This window comes from Streptomyces sp. NPDC041205, from assembly GCF_055591765.1.
The window spans coordinates 508,056-533,877 of sequence record NZ_JBVIZH010000002.1 but is presented as its reverse complement, the minus strand read 5'-3'; the positions used below and the strand labels follow the sequence as shown (position 1 = coordinate 533,877).

Genomic DNA, 25,822 nt, shown 5'->3' with positions numbered 1-25,822 from the left:
AGCTCGCTAGGGTCGCGTGCTGTTGTCCACATGCGACTTGCGCCGGTCGCAGGCGCTGCAACCCCCCCGGGTGTTGCAGCCCTCGGCGAAGCCGATGTTCGGTGGACGTAGGAGCCGAAGGCGACTTCCTTTCAGGATCTGTCTCTCTCAGCTCCTGGTGACACACCTCCGACACACTGCGTCTCGCAGTGCTCTCCCATTTCGCTCCGCTGCACGTCAGAGGGCGTGTGTGGGTGCAATCAGTCACCCACTCCGGAGCCGTGTGCGCAGGTTCGAATCCTGCCGGGGGCACTCGCCAGTCAGGGACCTAATTCGTGTCCTGACCAGTGCGGATGCCTTGATGAAACGGTCGGAGTCAGTGTCACTGACTCCGACCGTTTCTCGTTGTCTCCCACTGGTTGTGCGTGAGGAGCGCGTGAGCCACGCACACAACCATCCGCCGACTCGCCGAGGCACTGGGGCTCCCCGGTGAGGCACTCCAGCACCTCGACCAACTCAAGGCCGCGCGCCAGCCTGCCCCTGGGGGGCGGCGCCTGACCAGGCACAGCGGTCCACAGCCCCCTCGGGATGATCTCCGAGAGGGCCGACCGCATGCGTGCCGGGGAATGCGAAGGCGCAATGGCCGGGCGCGGTGTCTGTGGGGCTGTTGCGATCACGCTCGCACCGACGCTCGGCACGATTCCGAAGCTGCCGATCTCGTCCGCGTCTGCGGCCTTCGAGCAATAATCAAGGCATGGCCTCACCGCCCTCCGTCTCCGAGATCCGCCAGGCCAAGTTCGCCCGGCGGCTACCCGACACGCTCACGGCGCTCGCCGGTCCCACCCAGGGGGCCGTGCGTCTGCCACTGCACCTCGCCTGGTCCGGGCTGACCGAGTTCGACCTGGATCAACCACGCCTGCGTATGAGCTGCTACCGCATCGTTCTGGCCGAGGGCCTCCACGACGACCTGATCCAGTACCTCAACCGGGACCTGCTCATCAGCCTGTGGCCCACCCTGCGCACGCTGATCAGCCGGGACCTCCGCGATGTCTGGGAGGGCGCCTTCACCGAACTGGCCCCGAACAGTCGAGCCGCTGCGTGAACCTGACCGAATTGCACCGTCGCCTGCTGATCGACGTACTGGCTGTGGGCACTCGATATCCGCTCGCGCTCACCGGTGGCTACGCCGTACAGGCACACGGCTTGGTCAACCGCCTGAGCCAGGACCTCGACGTCGCCACTGAGAACCCCGAAGGAATGGAGAAGATCGCCGCCACGGTACGCGCAGGGCTTGAGGAGCGGGGTTGGCAGGTGCAGGTGTTGGAGACGGACCCGCTCTCCGCACGACTGATCGTCACCGATCCGCACAGCGGCGAAGAGTGCGAGGTCGACGTCCTCAAGGAAGCCCTCTGGCGTCCGCCGGTTCAGACCGAGTACGGCCTCGTCCTCTCCCTCGAAGACGTCGTCGGCACCAAGGTCCGCGCGCTGTCCGACCGTGGCCTCGCCCGCGATCTCATCGATGTCCGGGCGGCCGTGGACCGTTGGAGCCACTCCGAACTCGAAGAACTCGGTCGCCGCCATGCCCGCGAGACCTTCGACCTCACGGACCTCCAGGCCCGTCTGGCCGGAGCGGACTGGATCGACGACACCGAGTTTGCTGCCTACGGCTTGGACGAGCAGGCCATCGCTGGGATGCGCCGATGGGCTCACGAGTGGGCGGACGACATCGCCGAGCGGCTCCTGGAACTGGAAGCCCCGGACGATGCATGACTCGATGCCGTCACCGGCCCCCTGCAACCGCTGAGATCACCAACCATCGACCCTCACCTCGCCGCACAGACCTCCGGCGCCCACCCCGTAACCTTTGTGATCTTCTTGTCGTCCTCGGGGCGACCCCCTGGACCTCGGGGAGTTGGACATCCGCCCGTCCATGCTGCTGCGCATCCAGCACGGCCTCGACGAAGGGAGGGAGAACCTGCACCGTACGTCCCCTTCCGAGTCCAGCGCCTTTCGCGTGGGGTGAAGCCTGCCGCGGTCCGTCTGGTCGGGGGCGTCGGCCCTGTGGGGTTGTGTGGTGTTGGTGTTCTCCGCGCATGATGGCGCTCTTGGGTTGGTCGTCGAGGGGGAGTTCGTGCTGATCACAGGCGTTGGGTCGGTTGCGGTCGGGTGTTTCGTGATGGTGGGGTGATGTTTGCGTGAGTTTGTCCGTGGGGCGGGTTGAGGCGGCTCGGAGTTTCCTGTTCGTGCCCGGGGATCGGGCGGATCGGTTTGGCAAGGCCGTTGGCAGTGGTGCGGACGTGGTCATCCTCGATCTGGAGGACGCGGTCGCGGCGGCGGACAAGCGTCGCGCGCGTGACCATGTCGCCGCCTGGCTCGGTGCGGGCAACAGTGCCCTGGTCCGGATCAACGCGCCCGGTACGCCCTGGTGCGACGACGATCTCGCGATGGCGGCCGGGTACGGCATGCCCGTGATGGTGCCCAAGGCCGAGGACCCCTCCGTACTCGCGGAACTGGCCTCCCGTACGGCCGGGGCGTCGCCCCTGATTCCGCTGGTCGAGACCGCGGCCGGGATCGAGCGGGCCGTCGAGGTGTGCGCCACCCCGGGCGTGGTGCGCGTCGCCTTCGGCAACGCCGACCTCGCCGGGCAGCTCGGGGTCGCCCACGACGACCACCTGGCGCTCGCCTACGCCCGTTCCCGGCTCGTCTCGGCGTCGGCCGCGACGGGGCTGTGCTCTCCGGTCGACGGTGTGACGACCAGCGTGAAGGATCTCGACGCCCTCGCCGCCGACATCGCCCACGGGCGTCGGCTCGGTTTCACCGGGAAGCTCTGCATCCACCCGGCGCAGGTTCCCGTCGTGGCGGAGCGGTTCGCGCCGACCGCGCGCGAACGGGAGTGGGCCCGGGCCGTGCTCGCCGCGGGCGACTCCGTCACCGTGGTGGACGGGCACATGGTCGACAAGCCCCTGCTGGAGCGCGCCCGTCGGATCCTCGACTCGGCGGGGGGCTGAGCGGCTTCGGTTTGGAGAAGTGGAGGGGGAGGGCAGGGCCTCCCCGGTGCTCCGGGACGGTGATGGGCGGCCTTGCGGCGGCCATGCGGCCTCGATGCGGCGGTGATCCGGTGGCGATCCGGCGTCGGGGCATGAGGCCGGCGCGGAGCCGGTGCGTACGCACTTCGTTGGCTCCGGGCGGCTGCCGGGTGGCTGTGGGCAGCGGGGGAAAAACTATGCGGGATGGCCGCTTCGGCCCATCGACAGATGGCGTAAAAGCATTCGTCATACTTCATACATATGTATGAAGTAGGGGTGCGGGGGGTCTGCGAGAGTGCCACTCGCGGCAAGAAGCCGTATCGCCTTGGGGCCTGAGGGGGGCTTGTCAGGCGCTGTCCGGCCCGAGCGGGGCCTGTGCGCGAGCCGCGCGGGTGCCCCACGCTCGTCGTGCGCCGCGCCGCTGCTGTCGACTTTGCTCAAGGCGTGTGCCCGGAAAGGCAGTTGCCCGACAAGCCCGAACAGGCGGTTGCCCGGGCGGGTGCATCTCTCTCGAGGTTTTCCGGTCGGCTGCCCGCGCGGACGCCGACTGTCTGCGAATGAGGAGGAACGTGCGTGACGGATTCGCTTCAGGAGGCCGGTGTGGTTGAGGAGTCGGATGAGAACAGGACACGGAAGAACGGCCTGTACGGGGACGTGAGCACCGAACTCGCCGAGAACATGAAGCAGGGCTGGGCGGACACCGAGCGCCGCGGCCTGGAGCCCATCGCGCAAGCGGCACACACCGCGCGCCGCCGGGCGGCGCTCTCCGCCCAGTTCCCCGGCGAGCTGCTGGTGATCCCCGCCGGCAACCCGAAGGTCCGCTCCAACGACACGGACTACCCGTTCCGGCCGTCCTCCGACTACGTCTATCTGACGGGTGATCAGTCGCAGGACTCCGTGCTGGTCCTGGAACCCGGTCAGGACGGCGAGCACCAGGCGATCGCCTACCTGCGCCCGCGCTCCGACCGGGAGTCCGGCGAGTTCTGGCTCGACTACCACGGTGAGCTCTGGGACGGCCGTCGCAACAGCCTCACCGAGAACGAGCAACTCCTCGGCCTGCCCTGCCGCGACGTCCGCACGCTGACCGAGCGCCTCGCCGCAGCCACCGGCCCGATCCGGCTGCTGCGCGGCTACGACGCGGACGTCGACGCCGCCCTGCACGACAAGGTGACCGCCGAGCGCGACATCGAGTTCCGTGTCGCGCTGTCGGAGATGCGGCTGGTCAAGGACGAGTGGGAGATCGCCGACCTGCGCCACGCCTGCCAGGCCACCGCGCGCGGCTTCGAGGACGTGGTGCGCGTCCTCGGCACGGACACGCCGACCCTGGAGCGGGCCATCGAGGGCACGTTCTGGATGCGCGCGCGGATCGAGGGCAATGACGTCGGCTACGCGTCGGTCTGCGCCGCCGGACCGCACGCCACCACCCTGCACTGGGTCCGCAACGACGGCGAGACCAGGCCGGGCGACCTGCTGCTGCTCGACGCCGGAGTGGAGAGCCGCAACCTCTACACCGCCGACGTCACCCGCACCCTGCCGGTCGACGGCCGCTTCACGCCGGTCCAGCGCAAGGTGTACGACGCGGTGTACGCGGCGCAGTCGGCCGGTATCGCCGCGGTCAAGCCCGGCGCCAACTACCGGGACTTCCACGACGCGGCCCAGCGGGTGCTGACCGAGCACCTGGCCGCCTGGGGCCTGTTCGGCGACCGGTCGGCGGACGAGGCGTACGAGCTCGGGCTCTTCCGCCGCTGGACGCTGGCCGGCACGGGCCACATGATCGGCCTGGACGTCCACGACTGCGCGAAGGCCCGCACCGAGCTGTACGTGGACGGCACGCTGGAGGCGGGCATGGTGCTCACCGTCGAGCCCGGCCTGTACTTCCAGTCGGACGACCTCACCGTGCCCGAGGAGTTCCGCGGCATCGGCATCCGGATCGAGGACGACATCCTGGTCACCGAGGAGGGCAACGAGAACCTCTCGGCCGACCTTCCCCGGGCCGCCGACGAGGTGGAGACCTGGATGGCCCGGCTGCGCGGCTGACGGCTGCCGCCGCGGCCGACGGGGCCGCGGCGGACAGGTGAGTTCTCAGTGGACAGGGCCCCACACGTTCCGTGGGGAGGGCCCCACACGCTCAGTGGGCACGCGCCACACGCTCAGCGGGCGGAGCCCCACACGCTCAGTGGGAGCAGAGCACCACACGACGGGGAGGCATGCGATGGAACGGCACGACGGCTCGCGCGGGACGCGGAGTCACGATCGTCGAGTACCGGCCGCGGTGGCCGAGGTCTTCAGGCACGGGTGGGCGGACACGGACCGGGGACTTCCGCCCGTCTCCGGAGCCGCGTCCGCGGCCAAGCGGCGTGCGGCGGTGTCCGAGCGGTTCCCCGGGGAGCGGATCGTCGTCCCGTCGGGCGGGCTCAAGGTGCGCAGCAACGACTTCGACTACGCCTTCCGGCCGCACTCCGCGTTCATCCATCTCACCGCCGAGCAGGGGACGCAGGCGGTGCCGGACAGCGTGCTCGTCTTCGAGCCCACCGGCACCGGGCACGAGGTCACCCTGTTCACCCGGCCCCGGTCACCGCGCGACGCCGGCCCGTACGGGGCGGAGTTCTACAGCGACCGGCAGCACGGCGAGTTCTGGGTCGGCCGCCGCCGGACCCTGTCCGAGACCGCCGACGCCCTCGGCGTCGAGGCGGCCGCCCGGGACGACCTGGAGCAGGCACTCGGCGGCGACGTCCCGACCCGGGTGGTGCGCGGCGAGGACGCCCTCGTCGACGCGCTGGTACCGCCGACCGCACCGGCCGACGCCGAACTGCTCGCCTTCCTGTCGGAGCTGCGGCTCGTCAAGGACGAGTGGGAGATCGAGCAACTGCGCGCCGCCGTGGGGCACACGGTCGCCGGTTTCCACGACGTCGCCGGCGAGCTGCCCCACGCCACCCGCCTCGCGCGGGGCGAGCGCTGGATCGAGGGCACCTTCAACCGGCGTGCCCGCCTTGAGGGTTACGGCCTGGGGTTCGAGACCATCGCGGCGGCCGGAGCGCACGCGTGCGTGCTGCACTGGATGCACAACGACGGCCCGGTGCGGGAAGGGGAACTGCTCCTGCTGGACGCGGGCGTCGAGGCCGACTCGTTCTACACCGGGGACGTCACCCGCACGCTGCCGATCGGCGGCCGCTTCACCGATGTCCAGCGCCGCGTCTACGACCTGGTGTTCGCCGCCCAGTCGGCGGGCATCGCCGCGCTGCGGCCCGGCGCACCGTACGGCGCCTTCCACGACGCCGCGACCCGCGTCATCGCCGAGGGGCTCGACGCCTGGGGACTGCGGCCCGGCGGCACGGCGGTCCCGCACGAGGACGCCCTGTACCGCAGGTACACCGTCTGCGGTACGGGCCACATGCTCGGCCTCGACTGCCACGACTGCGCCGCCGCCCGCAGCGAGACGTACGCGGGCGGCGTACTCGAGGAGGGCCATGTGCTCACCGTCGAGCCCGGCCTCTACTTCCAGCCCGACGACCTGACGATTCCCGAGGAACTGCGCGGCATCGGCGTGCGGATCGAGGACGACTTCGTCATCACGGCCGACGGCGCCCAGTGCCTGTCCTCCGGTCTGCCGCGCGCCGCGGACGAGGTCGAGGCGTGGCTGGACGCGGTGCGGTGAGGACACCGGTGAGGGCGCGCCGCCCCCTGGTCGACCAGGTCTCCGGCGAGCTGCGGCAGGCCGGTGCGGTGGCGGTCGTCGGGCCCACCGGGTTCGGCAAGTCCGCGGTCCTCGACGCGGTGTGCACGGGGTGGCGGTCCTCCGGGGACCCCGTGGTCAGGCTCAGCTCGGCGCCCGCCGACGCCCACCTGCCGTACGTCCCCCTGGTGGACCTGTTCACCGTGTGCCCGCCGGACGTCAGCGGCGAACTGTCGGACGTCCAGCGGTCGACGATCGACTGGGTGCTGCGCCGCGTCACCGGGCCCGAGCCCGACCCCGCGATCCTGCGCGTCACCGTCCTGTCGTGCCTGCAGAGGTGGGGGAGCAGGGCCAGGCTGCTGCTGGCCGCCGACGACATGCACTGGTGGGGCCCGGACAGCCTGGACGTCTTCGGCTTCGCGGCACGCCGCAGCCGAGGCAGCGTGTCGCTCCTCGCGGCGCTGCGGCCCGACGGCCCGCTGCCGCACGACGTCCTCGGCGGCGACGCGGTGGAGATCGCGGTCCCCACGCTCAGCCCGCAGGAGTCGGCGGCCGTCGTACGGTCCTTCGGCATCCCCCTGCGGACCGCCGGGCGCATCCACACCGCGACGGGCGGCAACCCCCGCCTGGTCTCGGACATCGCCGCCGGACTGGCCCGTGCCGGAACCACGGCGGTCCTGGACGCCCAGCCGCTGGCCCTGCACGTGCGCAAGGCACTGAGGGCCTGGCTGGCGGGCCTTGCCGCCCCGGTGCACTGGGTGCTGCTCCTCGCGGCGCTGGCAGCCGATCCGTCGGTCGACGCCGTCCGCCGCGCCGCGGGCCCGTCCGCCGACGCGGCCCTCGCCGACGCCGAGGCCGTGGGCCTGATCCGGGTGGCCGGCACCGTGCGTTTCCCGGCCCCGGTCGTACGGGAGGGCATCCTCGCCGAGGCCAGCGGCGAGGCGGTGCGCCAGGCGCATCTCGCCCTGGCCGCCGCCGCGTCCGAGGACGACGACCGCGTCTGGCACGAGGCGTCGGCCCTGACCCCGGCCGAACTCCCGGCACGGCTGGTCCCCGCCCTCGCCGACGCCGCCACCGCCGCGCGGGCGAGCGGCGACCACACCCGGGCCGCCGAGTTCGGCCTCCTCGCGGGCGGCCGACCCGACAGCTCCCGGCACGACCTGCTGGTCGCGGCAGCCCGGGACGCCGAGGCGGCCGGACGCCTCGACCTCGCCCGCACCGCGCTGGAGCAACTGGACCGCGGCCGGGCCGCGCCCGCGGCCCGCGCCCAGGCACGGCTCGCCGTCGTCGACGCCGCAAGCCGGGGCGCCGCCCTGGTCGAGCACGTGGCGGCGCAGGCCCTGGCCGACGCCACCGCCGCCGACGAGCCGACGCTGGTCTCGGCGGCGCATCTGCGGCTCGCCCGGGGCCTGCAGCTCCACCGGGGCTGCCATGCCGAGGCGCTGGCGCACGCCCGGTCGGCCGCCGAGCGGGCCGGTGACGTCGCGACCCACGCCTCGGCGCTGGCCCTGATCGCCCAGATCGAGCAGGGCCGCGGCGCTCCGGGCCACGCCGCGACGCTCCGGCGTGCCCTGGCCGCGGGCACGGCGGCCGGCGCCGGCCGGATCCCCGCGGAGCCGCGCCGCATCGCCGTCGGATTCGCCCTGCTCGAGGACCGGTTGGACGAGGCCGGGCGGCTCCTCGACGAGATGCGCCCGCCGGACTGCCCCGCCGACCGGCTGTGGCTGCTCGGCAGCGCCGTCCGGATCCACGCGCACCGCGGCGAGGGCCCGATCGCCCGCGAGGAGGCACACCGGCTCCTCGCGCTCGCCCGTGACCTGGGCGCCTCGCCCGGCCCGCCGTGGCACGCGGCGGCGGTCGCCGAACTCGCGGGCGGCACCCTGGAGCAGGCGCTCGCCTACGCGGACCTCGGCCTGACCGCTTCGCAGGAGGACCGGGACACCGTCTTCGCCGCGCACTGCCTGCACCTGTCCGGCACGACGCGGCTGCTGCTGCGGGAGACCGACGGAGCCCTCGCGGATCTGCTCAGGGTCCGGGACCTGGTGCGGGACCTGGGCATCGCGGACCCCGCGGAGGTCCGCTACGAAGCCGACCTCGCCGAGGCGCTGGTCGCCGCCGGGGACCTGCCGGCCGCCCTGCGGACCATCGCCGACGCCCGGCGCCGGGCCGAGGACCTTGGCCGACGCGGTGTGCTCGCCGCGCTCGACCGGGCCGAGGCGCTGTACCGCACGGCGAAGGGCGAGTTCGGTCCGGCCGAGGACCTGCTCGACCGCGCCCTGTGCACCTTCGACCGGCTCGGATACCCCTTGCAGTGCGGCCGGGTGCTCCTCGCGCACGCGTCCGTCGAGCAGCGCCGCAGGCGCCCGGCCCGGGCCAGGGAACTGCAGGCGGCGGCCGACGCGGTGTTCCTCAGGGCGGGCGCGCCCCTGTGGGAGCCGGCCCGGCCGGAGCGGACGCGGGCGCGCGCCTGGCCCGCCGGTCTGACGGACGCGGAGCGGCGGATCGCCGAACTGGTCACCGAAGGGCACGGCAACCGCGACATCGCGGCCGCCCTCTACGTCAGCGTCAAGACCGTGGAGGCGGCCCTCACCCGGATCTACCGCAAGCTGGAGGTGCGGTCACGGGTCCAGCTGATGGCGCTCGTCCAGAAGGACGCCCACCCCGTGCGCCGGTGAAGGGGCGCTCACCCGCGCGCCGGTGAGCGCCCCTTCACCGGCGCGCGGGGTCAGCCGGCGCACCAGCCGACGGAGTTCAGGATGCTGGAGCCCGCTGTCCCCGGTGCGGCGCCGCCCGGGGCGGGTACGTCGTGGCGCACCACGCATCCGGTCATGCGTCCGCCCATGAACAGGGGGCCGAACACCGCACGCGTGCCGATGCCGAGGGGTTCGCCCCGGTCGCGGTCGAGGACGTTCGCGTGGATCTCGGTGCTGTGGACGGCCTCCTGGGCTATCCAGGTGCCGGCCTCGCGGCCCTTGGCGATGACGTTCTCCCAGACGGCCGCGTCGGTCACGGAGCCGATGTGGACGTCGAAGTTCTGGTCGCCGTCGGAGCGCTTCAGGACGAAGTCCGCCCGCCGTTCCCGCAGCAGGTCCGCCAACTTCCAGGTCGCGCCCCGGAATTCGACGGTCTCCTCCCGGATCGAGCGCGACCAGGGGATGTACCGCTCCACGAACTCGCGGTCCCGGTCGGTCATCCAGTCCTGCCCCGTGGACAGCAGGGCGAAGAGCTGCTTGTTCGCCGCCAGGTAGGAACTCTGCGGCGTCAGCACCGCGGAGCCGCACTTCCTGATCGTCAGGAGCGGGTCGAGCTCCCGGCCCGCGTCGATCCACTCCTGCGGCACGGTCCGCTCCAGGACCAGCGGGAACGCGTCCGCGCGGGAGCCGAGAGCCTCGATGAACTCGTCCGTTTCGAAGTACTCCGCCCGGATGCCCGCCTTCCGCAGGGCGTCGGCCTCGATCTCGTAGTACCTCCGGCTGCCCCCGGAGTCGGAGAGGAAGACGTCAGGGAGATAGCCGACGAGCGCCACGTACGGGTCGAGGCCGAGGTCGTCGAGGACGGTGCGCAGCAGGTCGCTGCGTGTCTTGAGGGGGTCGGCGAGCGTGAGGGCGCTCAGGGTGTCCTCGGGCAGCAGTTGCCGCCACAGCTCGTTGAGGAGGTGCGCGTAGACCTGACCGCCGGTGGAGGAGCAGAAGTTGAACTCGATGAACTTCCACCCGGAGTCGGTGAGGATCACGTCCGGCCGGCCCATGACCGTCGCGTAGGCGTTCTCGAATTCCTCGTCCCCGTAGAACTCCGTCAGCCGCTCGTCGAGGCCGAGGGCCCGGTGCCGGGACACGCAGTCGTCGCCCAGGCCGCGCACCGCCCGCCGCAGCAGGTCGGCCAAGTGCGTGGTCGCGCGCTCCAGTTCGGCGCCGCGCGCCGCGGGCAGGACGACGGGTCCCGCCGGGGCGATCCGGTCGAACCAGAAGGTCCTGAAGCCCCGGAACTGGTGGTCGAACGCGTTGAGGAGCCGACGGGGGTCCGTCACATGAGGCCCCCGCGCGGTCGTCACCCGTGTGGTCGTCGAGGTGTCATCCATGTCTTTCCACTCCTGCTAGAGGGCTTGTGCGGCGGCCGTCTCATGCCAGTACGGGCCGGACGTCCCGTCGGCCGAACTCGGCTTCCAGGGCGAGGCCGGCCCGGAACAGGCTCGCCTCGCCGAACGCGGGCCCCACGAGCTGCACACCGATGGGCAGGCCGTTGCCGGCGAAGCCGAGGGGCAGCGACATGGCCGGGTGCCCGGTGACGCCGAACGGGATGGTCTGCATGTCGTTGGCCAGCTTCGGCGGCGGCCAGTCGGTGCCGAAGTCGTCGAACCGGGCCGCGGTGGTCTGGCCGCACGCCGTGATCAGCAGGTCGTGGGAGGCGAAGACCCGCCGGTCGAGCGCCGCGCCGAGGCGTTGGCGCATCCGGCGCGCCCGCTGGAGGTCGTCCGCGCCGATCCCCGCGCCGGGCATGAGCTTCTGGTAGGTGAAGCGGCCGAACGACCGCGGCGCGCGGCGCAGGTTCTCCTCGTGCGCGGCGAACCCCTCCGCCATCAGGATGACCCGGCCGCAGGCGTCGAACAGCTCGTACGGCGGCAGTTCGCACTCCTCGACGATCGCGCCGAGCCGGTCGAGGTGGGCCAGGGCCCGGTCGATGCTCTCGGTGATCTCCGGCAGGGTCCCCGGGTCCGAGGCGTACCAGGCCTTCGAGTACGCCACCCGCAGCCCGCGGACGTCCCCGGTCAGCGAGGTGAGGAAGTCGGGCGCCGGTGCCCCGTGGGTGCGGGGGTCCCGGGGGTCGGGGCCCGCGACCACCTGGAGGGCGGCGGCGGCGTCGGCCACCGTCCAGGCGAGGGGCCCGAAGTGGTCCATGGTGGGCGCCAGCGGGGTGGCCCCGTGGCCGGAGACGCTGCCGTAGGTCGGCTTGAGGCCGACGGCCCCGCAGTGGAACGCGGGACCGCGCAGCGATCCGGCGGTGTCGGAGCCGAGGGCGACGCGCAGGAGACCGGCCGCCACCGCGGCGCCCGCTCCCGACGAGGAGCCGCTGGGGATGTGCTCGCGGTGCCAGGGGTTGCCCGCCGGCGGGAAGGGCAGGTCCGTGCTCGGCCCGCCGAACGCGAACTCGTAGGTGGCCAGTTTGCCGAGGAGCACCGCGCCGCCGGCCCGCAGCCGGGCCTCCACGGCGCTGTCCTCGGCGGCGACGTCGGTGAGGGTCAGCCGCGAGTGGTTGGTGGTGGGCAGGCCCTCCGCGTCGAGGATGTCCTTCAGGGCGTACGGGATGCCGTGCAGCGGTCCGCGGTCGACGCCGTCGCGCAGCTCCCGGTCCGCTCGCGCCGCGCGCCGCAGCGCCAGGTCACGGGTGACCAGGACGAACGAGTGCAGCTCGGTGTCGTGCGCGTCGATCAGGCCCAGCGCGTGCTCCGTCAGCTCCACCGAGGTGAGGGTGCCGGCGCGCAGCCGCGCGCCGGCCTCCGCGACCGACAGCTCGGACAGCTCGGACAGCTCGGGCAGTCCGGGGCGTTCGGGGTGTTCGGGGTGTTCGGGTCGTTCGGACGGGGTGCCCGGCCGGGCGGGGCGGAGGTCAGACATCGCTGATCTCCGCTTCCCGCAGCAGCCGGCTCATCGCGCGCAGCGAGCGGTGTCCGGCGAGGACCCCGGGCGCCAGGTCCGGCGGCATCTCGATGCCGCGGCGGGCGAGGGCCGCGGCGAACTCCCGGTCGACGGCCGCGGTCTCGGGGTCCCCACCGCCGTGCGACCCGGTGGTCTCCTCCGTGCCGACGTGTGTCACGTACGGTCTTCCCTTCGATCCGGTCAGTGGTGCGGCTGTGCCACCAGGTGGGCACAGGTGATGAGGTCCAGTGAGGCGTGCCCGGTGGAGCTGAAGACGGTCGGGCGGCCGTCGAGTCCGGGGTGCGAACCGGTCTCCAGGGATTCCAGGTCGATCGCGGTGCGATGGATGTCCCCCGCCTCGGCGACGGCGATCTCGATGTCCTCGACGACGAGCGTGGCGGCGGCCAGGAGCGGGCGGGACAGCTCCCGCGACTCGGTGGTGTGCGCGCCCATGCAGTTGATGTGCACGTGCTCCGGCAGGTCGGCGGCGATCGGCAGCGGCCGTACGGAGGCCGTCGCCGTCGAGATGATGTCCGCGCCCGCCGTGGCCTCCGCGGCCGACGCGCGAACCAGGGTGCGCACGCCCGGGTCCGCGCGCCGGATGCGCTCGCACAGGATCTCGGCGTGCTCGGGGGTGCGGGAGTGGACCCGTACCTCCGTGATCGGGCGCACCGCCGTCACACCGAGGTACTGCTGCCAGGCCTGCACCCCCGACCCGACGATCCCGAGCACGGCGGCGTCCCGGGCCGCGCAGCGGTCGGTGACCAGCGCCGTCACGGCCGCGCACTTGAGGTTGGTGACGGCCGCGCCGTCAAGCACCCCGAGGAGTTCCCCGGTCGTGGTGGAGAACACCGGGACCACGGACGTCACGGTCGGGCCCGGACCATCGGTGATGGTCGCGGTCTTGTTGACGCACAGCCCGTGATCGGCGCTGACGGCGGGCATGGACAGGAACCTGGCGCCGTGCCCGCCGTCGATGACCTGCCGCAGCGGTACGGTCATCCGCCGCACCGCGCCGCCGCGCAGGCTCTCGCGCATCAGCGCGGCCACGGCCGAGACGTCGGACACGCCGTGCTCGGTGCCGGTGCGGATCATGCGAGTCCCGCCAGTACGTCGAGGAGGTCCGTCGCGAAGCGTTCGGTCAGCTCCGTCGACATGTCGCCGCGCAGCATCATCCGTACGCCCGCCTGGCCCTGCGCCACGATCGGGAAGAACATGGCGGAGCAGTAGTAGCCGCGCCGGTAGAGCTCGGTCGAAAGGCGCACCGCCCGGTCGTTGTCGCCGACGGTGACGAACTTGATGTGCGAACCGGCGCCCCGCAGGTCGTGGTCGCGCAGCCGCTCGTCGAAGGCGGCGATGTTCGAGGCCAATTGCCGCTGCCGCAGGCCGAGTTCCGGACTCCGGTGGACCTCGAGGGCCCCCAGGGTGGTGCCGACCGCGGCGGTCCGCAGCCCCTGGGACCAGGCCAGCGGCCCGGACCGGTAGAGGAACTCGAACACGTCCCGGTCGCCGACCATCGCGATGCCGCCGGTGCTGCCGAACGCCTTGGCGATCGAGGCGACGACGATCGTACGGGCGCCGAGGGTGTCGAAGACGGTGCGCGCGTATCCCTCGCCGCGCTCGCCCACGGCCGACAGCGCGTGCGAGTCGTCGAGGTAGACGAACATGCCGTAACGGTCCTGGAGGTCCTTGATGCCCTTCAGGTCCGCCTGCCCGCCGGTCGAGTAGACGCCTTCGGCGACGTAGGCCACCCGCGGGTACCGCTTGCAGACGTCCTCCAGGTACTGCATGTCGTTGTGCGGACAGGTCAGCACCAGCGTCTCGTCGGCGAGGACGGGCTTGAGGAAGTTCATGGAGAAGTGCGCGAACCGGTCGAAGACCACGACGAGGGGCTCGCCGTCGGTCAGGTGCCCGGAGGCGAGCAGCGGCAGGATCGCCGAGCTGAGCACTCCGCAGGACACCGACGGCAGCACATGGGCGCCGAAGTGCGCGGAGAGCTCCTCCTCCAGCCGTTCCATGACGCCGAGCCGGATCCGGAACTCGCCCATGGAGAGACCGGTGATCCGCTCCTGCTCCAGTGCGGCGCGCCCGGCCTCGACCACCGTGGGGTGGCTGTTGAGACCCAGGTACGAGCAGGACGAGAGGTTGGCGAACTCGTGCCCGGTGCGGATGTCGCGCAGCCGGTTCTGGCCGTCGACGGCCTCGACCACGAGGCCGAGCATCCCGTGCTCGCGGGACAGGCCCCACGCGGCCTCGCTGGCGGGCACCATCTTGCGGTTGTTGCGGTACCGGTGGGGCCCGGTGATGTCCTCGGTCATCCCGCACCCGCCGCCTGGGCGTGGAGCCAGCCGCCGAGCCTGCTCACGGCCTCGCGGGCCTTGGCGAGGCGCGAGTGGTGCAGGTGCCAGACGTGCACCATGCCGGGCCAGACCTCCAGCACACCGGTGCCGCCCGCCTCCCGCAGACCGGCCGCGAACCGCTCCGCGTCGCTGCGCAGGATCTCCCGGCTGCCCACCTGGAGCAGCACCGGGGGCAGCCCCGCGAGGTCCCCGAACAGCGGGGAGACGTACGGGAGCGTGGGCGCGGTGCCCGCCAGGTACGACGCCGACACCAGGTCCACGACCGACTTGCTGACCATGGGGTCCTCGTGTTCCAGGGTGCGGTAGCTCTCCCCGCCGCCCGTGAGGTCGGTCCACGGCGAGATACAGGCCGCGGCGGCCGGCAGCGGCAGCCCCGAGTCCCGCAGCTTCAGGAGCGTCGCGAGCACGAGCCCGCCGCCCGCCGAGTCGCCCGCGAGGACCACGTCGGAGGCGGCGGTCCCGTCGGCGATCAGGCTCCGGTACGCGGCCACCGCGTCGTCGAGCGCCGCCGGGTAGGGGTGCTCGGGGGCGCGCCGGTAGTCCACGAAGAACATCCGGCAGCGGGCCGCGCGGGCGATCTCCCCGACCATGTGGCCGTGGCTGCGCAGCGAGCCGTACACGTATCCGCCGCCGTGCAGATAGAGCCCGGTCAGGGAGCCGTCCGTGTCCGGCGGGGTCAACAGGTGGCCGCCCTCGCGCTGTTCGACCTTGATGTCGTCGGCGATCGGCACGCCCCACGCGTCGTAGAACAGCCGGGCGTCGTGGATGTCCTGCGGCCACTCGTCGGCGGCGAGGGTCGCAAGGAGCGTGTCGAGCTCCTCGTGGTCGCTCCCGGACATGGCCGGGACGCGGTACTCCGTGGGCGCCGTCACTGGTTCGTCCCGGCGGCGGCGACACCGCGGTGGTAGCGCTGGCGCGCGGCCTCGTCCGGCACCTGGAGGCTGGGCTGCGGTATCTCCAGGCGGTAGTGCCGGTACCACTTGGCCAGCTCGACACCCTCCGCGAACTGGTACTCCAGGTGCCGGATCGGGCGGCGCGAGGGCAGGTTCGGGTCGGCGGGGCGGGGCTCGGAGCCGGCGTGCGCGTGGCCGCCGTCCACCTCGTTGAGCAGGACGACCATGACCAGGTCGGCGGACAGGTCGGCGTCCACGGCGGCGGCGTACCCGGCGAGGACCGGCTCGGTGTGCTCCTCCTTGACCGCGACGTTGTAGCTGTGCGGCATCAGTTCGAGCAGATCGGCGGGGGCCACCCCCGTGTCCTTGCAGTAGGCGCGGGTGTCGCAGACCATCGGGGTGCCGCCCGCGATGTTGGTGTTGGGGCCGTAGATGTTCCCGATGAACGGGGTGGCGGCGTCGAAGTGCACGCACTTGGTCGTCAGGAACTCGCGCTCGGTGGTGTGGTCGCCGTTGGGCGTGAAGTGCGTGTTCTTGTTGTAGCCGTCGACGTCCATGCCGGCGATGCGGTCGTAGTCCATCGCCACGGGGCTGAACCGGGAGACGTCGACGCGCTCGCCGAAGCCGCGGAACAGCGACTCCAGGTAGTCGCGGCCGACCGCGGCGTCCTGCTCCTTGTGGACGTCGAGGCCGTGGTGCGCCAGCGTCTTGGCGACGCCGTGGCAGACGGCGACGCCGTCGCCCTCGGCGACCAGCCGCACCAGTTCGAGGACGAGTTCGTCCCCGACGGCCTGGAGCCGTCCTTCGGTCAGCTCGGTGCGGTAGGCGGAGACGTCGATGACCGTGTGCTGCGGAAGCTTCTTCACTGGGATCCCCCGGTTACTTGGCGCTGGTGTGCCGCGCGGATTCGGTTGTGGGTGCGTGGAGTTGGAGCATGCGCTGGGCCCGCAGCACGAACGGCGGGGCGAGCACGCGGTCCTCCTCGACGGCGAAGCCGTAGGGCGTGGAGTGGTAGTCCTCGACCACGCTGCGGTACTGGTCGAGCTCGTCCGGGCCGACGGTGAACGTCTCGGCGACGACGTCGACCTGCCGGGGGTGGATGACCGCCTTGCCGGTGAATCCGGCGTCCCGGGCCGCCCGGCACTGCGCCGCGACGACGTCGAGGTCGTGCAGCTCGAACGAGTTGGTGTCGATGGCGGGCACGCGGTACTTGGCCGCCGCGGCGCAGAGCCGGGCCCGCGCGTGGTCGAGGTAGAACGCGTTCTCGGCGTACAGCTCGGCCGTCAGGTCCGCCTGGCCGAAGCACAGGCCGTCGCTGACCGCGGCGATGTCGGCGGCGTTCTCGACGGCGTCGACGGTTTCGACGAAGCTGCAGATCTGCGGCGGCTTCGAGGTGTGCGAGAGCAGCGACCGGTAGATGGCCACGTCGCCGGGTCCGGAGATCTTGGGGATGAAGACCACGTCGACCGGTACGCCGCCGATGGTGGCGTCCATCTCGATCAGCGCCCGCAGGTCCTCCAGGCCGTCGGGCGTCGCGATGGTGTTCACCCGCAGGCCGAGCGCGGGCAGACCGGCACCGGTGAGGTCCGCCTGCGCCAGCAGCGCGCGGGCCTCGGCCTTCCTGGCCGGGTGGACGGAGTCCTCCAGGTCCAGGACCAGCATGTCGGCGCGGACCCGGCCGGGCCGGGCGACCGAGGCGAGGAGCAGCGCCGGGGTGTAGAGCAGGCTCGCGTACGACTTCATCGCGCGTCGTCCCTTCCGAACAGCAGGTTCATCTTCTGGAGGGAGAAGTCCTCGTAGCGGATCGGCTCGTACTTCACGGGGCGGTCCGCCGCGAACTTGGGGAAGCACTCGATGACGGTGTCGTCGTTGGCCAGCTTGAAGAACACGATGGACTGCCGCTGCCGGTCGGCGAGCCGGACCCGGTGCGGCGTCGAGACGTACTCGTCGTTCGACCAACGGGCCATCAGGTCGCCGATGTTGACGATGAAGCTGTCGCGCTCCTGGACGTCGATGTCCAGCCAGCGGCCGGAGCGGTCCTGGAGCTGGAGGCCCGGGCCGTCCTGGGTGAGCAGCGTGATCAGGGTGCCGTCCGTGTGCTGCCCCATGCCCTGGTCGTTCAGGAACTCGGGGGCGACGCCGGGGTAGAGGTGCGAGCGCAGCGAGTCGTTGGAGGTGTTCGTGCGGGTGGCGAAGAAGTCCCTGGGCAGGTCGAGGGCGAGGGCGAGCAACTCGGCGATCCGGCCCGCCACGGTCTCGCAGGCGGCGAAGTACCGCTTCAGGGCCGCACGCAACTGGGTGCCCAACTCGTCGCCAGGGAAAGGGAGTTCCTCGTCGTCGCGCAGGATGAGGCGTCCGACGCTGAACTTCTCGACGTAGTCCGAGGGCATCCCCGGCTTGCCGGTGTAGGCGTAGGCGTTCTCGGACAGCAGGGCGCTGTACCCGTACGGGCTGTAGTCGTTGTCGCCGCGTGCGGTGGAGGTGCGCATCGGGAACTCGCGCTTGTGCTCGAGCGGCAGGCGGAAGAAGCGCAGCGAGGTGTCGTAGGCGTCGTCGAAGACCTCGGGGGCGATGCCGTGGCCGCGTACGACGAAGAACCCGGTCTGCCGGCAGGCGTCGGAGATCTCCTCCGCGGTCTTGTGTTCGAGGTCGGGACGCTCCGGGTCCAGGTCGATGACCGGAATCATTGGTCTGCTTCCTGCTTGGGGACGAGGATCGTCCGCTCGAATTCGATCACCGTCACGTCGTCCTGGTTCCGGCCGATGGTGTGGACGGTCACGATGCCCTGGTCGGGCCGGGTGGCGGAGGGGCGCCGCGAGACGATGCGGGTCTGCGCGTAGAGCGTGTCGCCCACGAACACCGGGGCGGTCAGCCGCACTTTGTCCCAGCCGAGGTTGGCGACGCACTTGGCGCTGATGGTGGAGACGGTCATCCCGTTGACGATCCCGAAGGTGACCAGACTGGAGACGACGATCTTGCCGAACTGGGTCTGCTCGGCGTAGGCGGCGTCGATGTGCAGCGGATGCTGGTTGAGGCAGAGCAGGGAGCTCCACACGTTGTCGGTCATGGTGATCGTCCGGCCCGGCCGGTGTTCGACGACCACGTCGGGGACGTAGTCCTCGTAGACCATTCCGCTGTCCTCCCGGTAGATGCCGGGACTGATCGTGCGGAAAGAGTTGCTCTTCACTGGTCTCCTTCGTGCATGCCGGCCCGGCGCAGGGCCGAACGGGCCGATCGGTGTGCCGCGTCGGCGGCGGTGGCTGCCTGGCCGAGTCCCCAGACGGTGCGGCCGTCCGCGTCCAGTGCCACGCAGCAGGTCACCGGTGCGCCGGTCGCCGCCGTGCCGGTGAACTGGGGCTCGGTGAACGCGACACCGTGCGCGGCGGCGAGCCGGGCGACGACCTCGGCGCCGTCGGTGTCGTCGGGCAGGGCGGGCGAGTCGTCGAGGCAGTAGGTCTCCTGGAGCAGCTGCCAGATCTCCGGCGGCTCCAGTTCGCGCCCCAGGGCGTCGGCGGCGGACTGGACCACGGCCGCGAAGTCCCGCCGCAGTTCCGTCGGCAGGTCGACGCCCCAGCCGGCCTTGAGCACATAGGCGATGCCGCCCTTGCCCGACTGGCCGTTGACCCGGATGATCGCCTGGTAGTCGCGGCCGACGTCCTTCGGGTCGATGGGCAGGTAGGGGACCTGCCAGGGCATGTCGCCGACGTCCTTGCCCTCCCTTTCGGCCCGTTCGGCCAGCGCGGCCAGGCCTTTGGCGATGGCGTCCTGGTGGGTGCCGGAGAAGGCGGTGTACACCAGGTCGCCGGCGTAGGGGTGGCGGGGGTGCACCGGCAGCCGGTTGCACTCCTCGACGATCTGGCGGACGGAGTCGATGTCGGAGATGTCCAGTTGGGGGTCGACGCCGCTGCTGAACAGGTTGAGCGCGAGCGTCACCAGGCAGACGTTCCCGGTGCGTTCGCCGTTGCCGAACAGAGTGCCCTCGACGCGGTCGGCCCCGGCGAGCACGGCCAGTTCCGCCGACGCGACGGCGGTGCCCCGGTCGTTGTGCGGGTGGACGGACAGGATGATCGCGTCGCGCCGGTCGAGGTTGCGGTGCATCCACTCCACCTGGTCGGCGAAGACGTGGGGTGAGTGGGTCTCCACGGTGGTCGGGAGGTTCAGCACGAGGGGCCGGTCGGGCGTGGCGTCGACGACCTCCGCGACCCGGTTCGCGATCTCCAGGGCGAGCTCCGGCTCGGTCAGGTTGAAGGTCTCCGGCGAGTACTCGAACCGGATGTCGGTCCCGGGCTCGCGCTCCGCCAGGCGCACCAGGTCCTTCGCACCGTCGACGGCCATGCGCAGGACCTCGCCGGGCGACATGCCGAACACGACCTCGCGCCACAGGCAGGCCGTCGCGTGGCACAAATGCACCACGGCGCGCTCGGCTCCGCGAATCGCCTCGAAGGTCCGCTCTATGAGTTCCGTACGTGCCGGCGTGAAAACCGACACCGTCACGTCGTCCGGGATTTCTTGCTTGACGACGAGTTCACGGACGAAATCAAAATCGTGCGCGCTTGCCGCCGGATATCCGATTTCTATGTCCTTGAAACCGGTCGCCACCAGCAGGTCGAACATCCGCCGCTTGCGGTGGGTGTCCATGGGGTCGGCAAGGGCCTGGTTCCCGTCCCGGAGATCAACCGACGCCCAGATCGGCGCCCGCTTGAGCGTACCGTCCGGCCACCGCCGTGACCAGCCCGAAGTGGGCGCGATGGCGTCCCGTGCATAGCGCTGGAACGGCATGGTCGACGGACGTTGCTGAATTCCCCGGAACTCTCGGGAAATGGACAATGGTGATCCCCCTCGCGCTTCCATCCTGCGCTGTCTCGCGTTTCTCAGCGCTCTGAGACTACGAAGCGTCGGACTCGCCGGGGAAGTAGACCGTCCTCTATCCCTGACCCTGGAATCGGGCTATTCGGACATTGGGTCCCGTTCTGCGGAGTTCACGGTTGACGCCCCGGGTTTCCTCGTTAGGGTTTCGCAGTATTGCCCGGCACCAATTCACCGCCCACGCGAAATGGCAGGCCATGGCCGAATCCACCAGTTTCGACAACCGCACGTCGGACAGAGGCGGTGCGACCCCGCGGCCCGGCCGTGTCCTCGCGGTGGCCTGCCTGGCGCACGGCATGATCGTCGTCGACACCAGCATCGTCCACGTCGCGATCCCGGCGATCCGCGACAGCCTCCACGCGAGCCTGCCGACGATGCAGTTCGTCGTCACCTCGTACGTGGTCGTCATCGCCGGCCTGATGCTGGCCGGAGCCGCGGCGGTCGGACGCTACGGCGCGCTGCGGATGTTCCGGCTCGGGGTCGTGCTGTTCGGGGTGACGTCCGCGCTGTGCGGCCTCGCTCCCAACGGCGCCGCGCTGGTCGCCCTGCGGGCGTCCCAGGGGCTGGGGGCGGTGCTCGTCATGCCCGCCACCCTGGTGATGCTCACCGACACCTACCGGGAGCCCGCCCAGCGCGCCAAGGCCGTCTCCATATGGTCGATGGTCGCCGGGAGTCCCGTCGCCTTCGGCCCCACCCTCGGGGGCGCGCTGGTCGAGACGGTGGGCTGGCGGAGCATCTTCTGGATCAACGTGCCCATCGTCCTGGTCGTCCTGTGGCTCTCGGCACGGCACATGCCGTCCGTCGAGAAGGGCGCGTCCAGGGAACCGCAGGACGTGCCGGGCCAGTTGCTGTCCATCGTCTTCCTCGGCGGCCTCGCGCTGGCGCTCGCCGAAGGCCAGGAGCTGGGCTGGACCCGGCCGTTGCCCGTGGTGGCGGCGGTGACGGCCCTCGTCGCGTTCGCCGCCTTCGTGGTCCGGCAGCGGAGCTACGCGTACCCCATGATCCCGGCCGACCTGTTCCGGGCTTCCGGGTTCCGCAGCTACGTCGCGGTCGGCCTGCTGCTCTTCGTCGGCTACAACGGGATGATGTTCACGCTCAGCGTGTTCCTCCAGCAGGTGCGCGGCTACGACCCGATCACCGTCGGCCTCTGCTTCCTGGCGTCCGCCCTGCCGATCACCTTCATGCCGCTGGTCGCGGGGCGCTTCGACGCCAAGTACGGGGCCCGGGCGGTGCTGGCCGCCGGTGTCCTGCTGTCCCTGGTCGGCGGGGTGGTGCTGGCCGCCGTCGGCAGCGAGGCCCCGGTCGGGACCTGCGCCGGGCTCGCGTTCATCGGGCTCGGCTTCGGCCTGGTGACCGTCCCGCAGATCACGCTGACCATGGCCGCCGCCCCGGAGCACCGCTCCGCCATCGCCTCCGGGCTGATGTCGGCGGGCCGGTCGACCGGATCCCTGGTCGGCGTCGCCCTGCTCGCCGGCCTCCAGTCCGGAGGCGGCATCGCCGCACCGGCGCTCGCCCTCGTCGCCGTCTACGCCCTGATGGGCCTGGCCGCCGGACTCGGCGGCCGGACGCAGTCCGCCGACGCCGCCTAGGGCCCGCCCAGGGCCTGTCCGATGGGTCGGCCCTGGCGGGCGCCGCCCAGCGGGCGCACCGGTCGGTGGACATCGGCCGCCGGGACATCGGCCGCCGGGAAATCAGCCGCCGGCACATCGGCCGGTGGACACCGCCCACCGGGCCACCGGCCCCCTCCCACTCCCCACACACCGGAGCACTCATGTCGGAGCATCAGGCAGGTCACGACGTCGCGTCCAGGATCGCGGCGCTGCGCGCGGGCGACCCCGAGTTCGCCAGGGCCGTTCCGTCGGCCGACGTCGCCGACGCCATCAGCGGCCAGGACGGCCTCATGGGTGTCATCACGGCCGCCATGCACGGGTACGCGGACCGGCCGGCCCTCGCCCACCGAGCGGTCCGTGTCGCCCCCGACCCCGCCACCGGCCGCCACACCCGCGAACTCCTCCCCGCCTTCGAGACGTTGACCTACGCCGAGCTGTGGCGACGGGTCGGCCTGCTCGCGGCCGCCTGGGCCGACGGCACGGACGGCCTGCGCGCCAAGGACTTCGTCGCGACCCTGGGGTTCACCGGTGTCGACTACGCCGTCATCGACCTGGCCTGCATGTATCTGGGAGCGGTTTCGGTGCCGCTGCCCACTGGTTCGTCCGCCGCACGCCTTGCCCCGGTCGTCGCCGAGACGGGGCCGCGGATCCTCGCGGCCGACATCGGTTCGCTCGACGCCGCGGTCGGCGCCGTCCTGGCGTCCGACTCCATCGAGCGCCTGGTGGTCTTCGACCACGACCCCCGGGTGGACGACGACCGGGAGGCGTTCGAGGCGGCCGTCGGCAAACTGAGCGGGCGGGCCGAGGTGGTCCCGCTGCGGGACGAGCTGGACCGGGGCGCCCGGCTGCCGGCCGTGGAACCGTACGAGGACGGGGACCCGGACCGGCCGGTCGGCCTGATCTACACCTCCGGGAGCACGGGCACGCCCAAGGGCGCGATCTACACCGCCGCCATGATCACGAGGATGTGGCAGAACGCCCGCGGCGGGCTCAACGCCGGGGGCGGCAGCGGCACTCCGGTGCTCGTGCTGCACTACATGCCCATGAGCCACGTCAACGGCCGCGCCTGGCTGGTCAACGGCCTCTCCGCCGGCGGCACCGGCTACTTCGCGGCCCGCGGCGACATGTCCACGTTGTTCGACGACATCCGCCTGTCGCGTCCCACGGTGCTCAGCCTGGTGCCGAGGATCTGCGACATGGTGTACCAGCGGCACCAGTTGGAGGCCGACCGCCTCACCCGCACCGGCACACCCCGCCCGGAGGCCGAGGCGGCCGCGTCCGCCCTGGTCCGCGACGGCATGCTCGGCGGCCGGATCGTCATCGCCCTGTGCGGCAGCGCGCCCCTGTCGGAGGCGATGCACACCTTCACGGCCGCGCTCCTCGGCACACCCATCATCGACTGCTACGGCTCGACGGAGACGACCCGGGCCATCGTCGTCGACCAGTTGGTGCGCCGCCCCCCGGTGACCGACTACCGCCTCGCCGACGTCCCCGAACTCGGGTACTTCGCCACCGACAAGCCGCACCCCCGCGGCGAGCTGCGGGTGAAGTCGGTCGGCCTGTTCCCCGGGTACTACAAGCAGCCCGAGGTCACCGCCCGCGCCTTCGACGAGGACGGCTACTACCGCACCGGCGACGTCTTCGCCGAGACCGAGCCCGGCCGCCTGGTCTACGTCGACCGGATCAACAACGTGGTGAAGCTGTCCCAGGGCGAGTTCGTCGCCGTGTCCGGCCTGGAGGCGCTGTACGCGACCAGCCCGGACATCGCGCAGATCTACGTGTACGGCAGCAGCGAGCAGGCGTTCCTGCTCGCGGTGGTGGTCCCCGACGCCGAGCGTCTGGGGCATGCCGACGACACCGCCGTACGGGCCGCGGTACTGGACTCCATGCGCGAACTCGCCCACGGCGCGGGCCTGCACGCGTACGAGATCCCGCACGACGTCCTCGTCGAGCGGCAGCCGTTCACGGTCGGCAACGGGCTCCTGTCGGGGGTCGGCAAGCATCTGCGGCCCGCCCTGAAGGAGCACTACGGGCCGCGGCTCGAGCGGTTGTACGCGGACATCGCGACCGGCAGGGCGGGCCAGATCGCGGCGCTGCGGGCAGCGGGCCGGGAGGTCGCACCGCTGGAGGCGGTCCTCACCGCCGCGCAGATCACCCTCGGCTGCCCCTCGTCGCTGGTGCGGGCGGACGCCGTCTTCACGGAACTGGGCGGCGACTCCCTGTCGGCGCACACCTTCTCCACCGTCCTCGAGCAGATCGTCGACGAGGAGGTGCCCATCCAGGTCATCCTCCAGCCCTCCTCGACGCTGGCCCGCATAGCCGACCGGCTCGGCTCGGCGCGCGGCGCCCAGGAGCCGCGCCCCACCTTCGCCTCCGTGCACGGCAGCGACGCACACGAGGTGCGGGCCGCCGATCTGGCGCTCGACCGCTTCCTGGACGGGCGGCTCCTGGCCGGGGCGCGACGCGCGCAGGATGCCACGGACCCCGTCCGGAACGTCCTGCTCACCGGGGCGACCGGGTATCTCGGACGGTTCCTGGCGGTCGAGTGGCTGCGGCGCGTCGCGGAGACGGGCGGGCAGCTGACCTGCCTGGCCCGTGCCGCCGACGACGGGGCCGCACGGCAACGCGTGCTCGGGTGCCTGCGCGCCGCGACGGCCGACGGCGCCGACTGGTTCGAGGCCGCCGCGGCGCGGCACTTGCGGGTCCTGGCCGCGGACGTGTCGGCGCCGCGCCTCGGCCTGGAGGCGGCGGCCTGGGAGACCCTCGCCGAGGAGACCGACCAGATCGTGCACGCGGCGGCGCTGGTCAACCACGTCCTGCCGTACCAACGGCTGTTCGCGCCGAACGTCGGCGCGACGGCGGAGCTGATCGCGCTGGCGCTCACCGGCCGGGCGAAGCGGTTCGCCTATGTGTCGACGGTGGCGGCTGCGATGCTGCCCGACGGCGCGTTCCTCGACGAGACGGCCGACGTCCGCTCGGCGTCCCCGGTACGGCGCCTCGACGGCTCCGACGCGAACGGGTACGCCACGAGCAAGTGGGCCGGTGAGGTCCTGCTGCGCGAGGCGCACGAGCGGACGGGCCTGCCGGTCACCGTGTTCCGGCCGGACATGATCCTGGCCCACAGCCGCCTGCCCGGCCGGCTGAACCTGACCGACCGGTTCACCCGGCTGCTCCTGAGCGTCCTCACCACCGGGATGGCGCCGCGTTCCTTCTACCGTCTCGACCCGGACGGCGGCCGTCGCCGTGCGCACTACAGCGGCCTGCCGGTCGACTTCACCGCCGCGGCGATCACGTCGCTCAGCGCCGGGAACGAGGACGGGTACGTCACCTACAACACGGTCAACGCCCACGACGACGGGATCTCGCTGGACGAGTTCGTGGACTGGCTGATCGACGCGGGCCACCCGATCACCCGGTTCGACGACCACCGGCAGTGGCACATGCGCACCGAGGCGGCCCTGCGCGGTCTGCCCGATCACCAGCGCGCCCAGTCGCTGCTGCCGCTGATGCGGGCCTACGCCGAGCCGGGCGAGGCGAGGGCGGGCTCCGCCGTGCCCGCTGCGCGGTTCACCGGGGCGGTCGGAGCCCTCGGGGTGGGCGAGGGGACCGTGCCGTCGCTGTCTCCCGCGTTCCTCGCCAAGTGCGTGGCCGACCTGAGGCTGCACGGCCTGCTCTGAGGGGCGTCCGCGCGGCCTGCTCCGAGGGGCGTCCGCGCGGGCCCGGTGCCGGGCCGACAGCGAACGGCCCCGTCCGCGAACTGCCGTGGACGGGGCCGGTGAGGC

19 protein-coding genes are annotated in these 25,822 nt (G+C 72.0%); 8 read left to right on the top strand and 11 right to left on the bottom strand.

What is annotated here, in order from left to right:
• Nucleotides 1-733: 733 nt before the first annotated feature.
• From ACZ6BG_RS09285 to ACZ6BG_RS09260, 6 genes are all read left to right on the top strand, one after another.
• Nucleotides 734-1,081: a transcriptional regulator gene (locus tag ACZ6BG_RS09285; RefSeq protein WP_468998976.1), complete on the top strand. Its 348-nt coding sequence runs from the start codon at nt 734-736 to the stop codon at nt 1,079-1,081.
• On the top strand, nt 1,078-1,749 hold the full coding sequence (locus ACZ6BG_RS09280; RefSeq protein WP_468998974.1) for a nucleotidyl transferase AbiEii/AbiGii toxin family protein: 672 nt from the start codon (nt 1,078-1,080) through the stop codon (nt 1,747-1,749). Before ACZ6BG_RS09285 ends, ACZ6BG_RS09280 begins: the two co-directional genes overlap by 4 nt.
• A 425-nt stretch (nt 1,750-2,174) precedes the next feature.
• Complete coding sequence (locus ACZ6BG_RS09275) at nt 2,175-2,987, top strand: HpcH/HpaI aldolase/citrate lyase family protein (RefSeq protein ID WP_468998971.1); 813 nt, start codon at nt 2,175-2,177, stop codon at nt 2,985-2,987.
• Nucleotides 2,988-3,578: 591 nt separating this feature from the next.
• Entirely contained in the window at nt 3,579-5,042 is a 1,464-nt protein-coding gene (locus ACZ6BG_RS09270) for an aminopeptidase P family protein (protein ID WP_468998968.1), read from the top strand.
• A 175-nt stretch (nt 5,043-5,217) separates the two neighbouring features.
• Nucleotides 5,218-6,660, top strand: a complete 1,443-nt coding sequence (locus ACZ6BG_RS09265; protein WP_468998963.1) for an aminopeptidase P family protein — start codon at nt 5,218-5,220, stop codon at nt 6,658-6,660.
• Nucleotides 6,639-9,353, top strand: coding sequence for a LuxR C-terminal-related transcriptional regulator (locus ACZ6BG_RS09260; RefSeq protein WP_468998960.1), 2,715 nt, complete (start codon nt 6,639-6,641; stop codon nt 9,351-9,353). The genes ACZ6BG_RS09265 and ACZ6BG_RS09260 overlap by 22 nt, the downstream gene beginning before the upstream one ends.
• A gap of 50 nt (nt 9,354-9,403) precedes the next feature.
• Here ACZ6BG_RS09260 and ACZ6BG_RS09255 read toward each other — a convergent pair whose 3' ends face one another.
• From ACZ6BG_RS09255 to ACZ6BG_RS09205, 11 genes are read right to left on the bottom strand one after another with little or no spacing between them, the layout of a single operon-like run.
• Entirely contained in the window at nt 9,404-10,756 is a 1,353-nt protein-coding gene (locus tag ACZ6BG_RS09255) for a hypothetical protein (RefSeq protein ID WP_468998955.1), read from the bottom strand.
• Nucleotides 10,757-10,796: 40 nt separating this feature from the next.
• The gene (locus ACZ6BG_RS09250) at nt 10,797-12,290 is read right to left on the bottom strand and encodes an amidase (RefSeq protein ID WP_468998951.1); all 1,494 of its coding nucleotides are present in this window, start codon (nt 12,288-12,290) and stop codon (nt 10,797-10,799) included.
• Nucleotides 12,283-12,489 (bottom strand): hypothetical protein, encoded by a 207-nt coding sequence (locus ACZ6BG_RS09245; protein ID WP_468998947.1) that lies wholly within the window; start codon nt 12,487-12,489, stop codon nt 12,283-12,285. Before ACZ6BG_RS09245 ends, ACZ6BG_RS09250 begins: the two co-directional genes overlap by 8 nt.
• 23 nt (nt 12,490-12,512) lie before the next feature.
• Nucleotides 12,513-13,406, bottom strand: a complete 894-nt coding sequence (locus ACZ6BG_RS09240; protein WP_468998945.1) for an ornithine cyclodeaminase family protein — start codon at nt 13,404-13,406, stop codon at nt 12,513-12,515.
• Entirely contained in the window at nt 13,403-14,629 is a 1,227-nt protein-coding gene (locus tag ACZ6BG_RS09235) for an aminotransferase class I/II-fold pyridoxal phosphate-dependent enzyme (protein ID WP_468998943.1), read from the bottom strand. The genes ACZ6BG_RS09240 and ACZ6BG_RS09235 overlap by 4 nt, the downstream gene beginning before the upstream one ends.
• Nucleotides 14,626-15,543 (bottom strand): alpha/beta hydrolase, encoded by a 918-nt coding sequence (locus tag ACZ6BG_RS09230; RefSeq protein WP_468998940.1) that lies wholly within the window; start codon nt 15,541-15,543, stop codon nt 14,626-14,628. The genes ACZ6BG_RS09235 and ACZ6BG_RS09230 overlap by 4 nt, the downstream gene beginning before the upstream one ends.
• Nucleotides 15,540-16,430 carry a hypothetical protein gene (locus ACZ6BG_RS09225; RefSeq protein WP_468452479.1) on the bottom strand — a complete coding sequence of 297 codons (891 nt, stop codon included), beginning with the start codon at nt 16,428-16,430 and terminating at the stop codon, nt 15,540-15,542. Before ACZ6BG_RS09225 ends, ACZ6BG_RS09230 begins: the two co-directional genes overlap by 4 nt.
• A gap of 13 nt (nt 16,431-16,443) precedes the next feature.
• On the bottom strand, nt 16,444-17,307 hold the full coding sequence (locus tag ACZ6BG_RS09220; protein WP_468998936.1) for an HpcH/HpaI aldolase/citrate lyase family protein: 864 nt from the start codon (nt 17,305-17,307) through the stop codon (nt 16,444-16,446).
• Complete coding sequence (locus ACZ6BG_RS09215) at nt 17,304-18,251, bottom strand: isopenicillin N synthase family dioxygenase (RefSeq protein WP_468998932.1); 948 nt, start codon at nt 18,249-18,251, stop codon at nt 17,304-17,306. The genes ACZ6BG_RS09220 and ACZ6BG_RS09215 overlap by 4 nt, the downstream gene beginning before the upstream one ends.
• Nucleotides 18,248-18,751, bottom strand: a complete 504-nt coding sequence (locus ACZ6BG_RS09210; protein ID WP_468998930.1) for a MaoC family dehydratase — start codon at nt 18,749-18,751, stop codon at nt 18,248-18,250. Before ACZ6BG_RS09210 ends, ACZ6BG_RS09215 begins: the two co-directional genes overlap by 4 nt.
• Complete coding sequence (locus tag ACZ6BG_RS09205) at nt 18,748-20,343, bottom strand: 2-isopropylmalate synthase (protein ID WP_468998928.1); 1,596 nt, start codon at nt 20,341-20,343, stop codon at nt 18,748-18,750. Before ACZ6BG_RS09205 ends, ACZ6BG_RS09210 begins: the two co-directional genes overlap by 4 nt.
• 284 nt (nt 20,344-20,627) lie before the next feature.
• On the opposite strand from ACZ6BG_RS09205, the gene ACZ6BG_RS09200 reads away from it, so the two are divergent.
• Together ACZ6BG_RS09200 and car are read left to right on the top strand one after the other, a co-directional pair.
• Nucleotides 20,628-22,019, top strand: a complete 1,392-nt coding sequence (locus ACZ6BG_RS09200) for an MFS transporter (protein WP_468998925.1) — start codon at nt 20,628-20,630, stop codon at nt 22,017-22,019.
• A gap of 182 nt (nt 22,020-22,201) precedes the next feature.
• A complete protein-coding gene (gene car / locus ACZ6BG_RS09195) occupies nt 22,202-25,717 on the top strand; it encodes a carboxylic acid reductase (RefSeq protein WP_468998923.1) in 3,516 nt (1,171 codons plus the stop codon).
• Nucleotides 25,718-25,822: the final 105 nt, after the last annotated feature.

Coding starts and splice junctions, on each gene's coding strand:
- car (WP_468998923.1), top strand. CDS start 22,202: ATGTCGGAGCATCAGGCAGGTCACGACGTCGCGTCCAGGATCGCGGCG.
- ACZ6BG_RS09205 (WP_468998928.1), bottom strand. CDS start 20,343: ATGCCGTTCCAGCGCTATGCACGGGACGCCATCGCGCCCACTTCGGGC.
- ACZ6BG_RS09240 (WP_468998945.1), bottom strand. CDS start 13,406: ATGATCCGCACCGGCACCGAGCACGGCGTGTCCGACGTCTCGGCCGTG.
- ACZ6BG_RS09235 (WP_468998943.1), bottom strand. CDS start 14,629: ATGACCGAGGACATCACCGGGCCCCACCGGTACCGCAACAACCGCAAG.
- ACZ6BG_RS09265 (WP_468998963.1), top strand. CDS start 5,218: ATGGAACGGCACGACGGCTCGCGCGGGACGCGGAGTCACGATCGTCGA.
- ACZ6BG_RS09215 (WP_468998932.1), bottom strand. CDS start 18,251: ATGATTCCGGTCATCGACCTGGACCCGGAGCGTCCCGACCTCGAACAC.
- ACZ6BG_RS09285 (WP_468998976.1), top strand. CDS start 734: ATGGCCTCACCGCCCTCCGTCTCCGAGATCCGCCAGGCCAAGTTCGCC.
- ACZ6BG_RS09200 (WP_468998925.1), top strand. CDS start 20,628: ATGGCCGAATCCACCAGTTTCGACAACCGCACGTCGGACAGAGGCGGT.
- ACZ6BG_RS09250 (WP_468998951.1), bottom strand. CDS start 12,290: ATGTCTGACCTCCGCCCCGCCCGGCCGGGCACCCCGTCCGAACGACCC.
- ACZ6BG_RS09255 (WP_468998955.1), bottom strand. CDS start 10,756: ATGGATGACACCTCGACGACCACACGGGTGACGACCGCGCGGGGGCCT.
- ACZ6BG_RS09220 (WP_468998936.1), bottom strand. CDS start 17,307: ATGAAGTCGTACGCGAGCCTGCTCTACACCCCGGCGCTGCTCCTCGCC.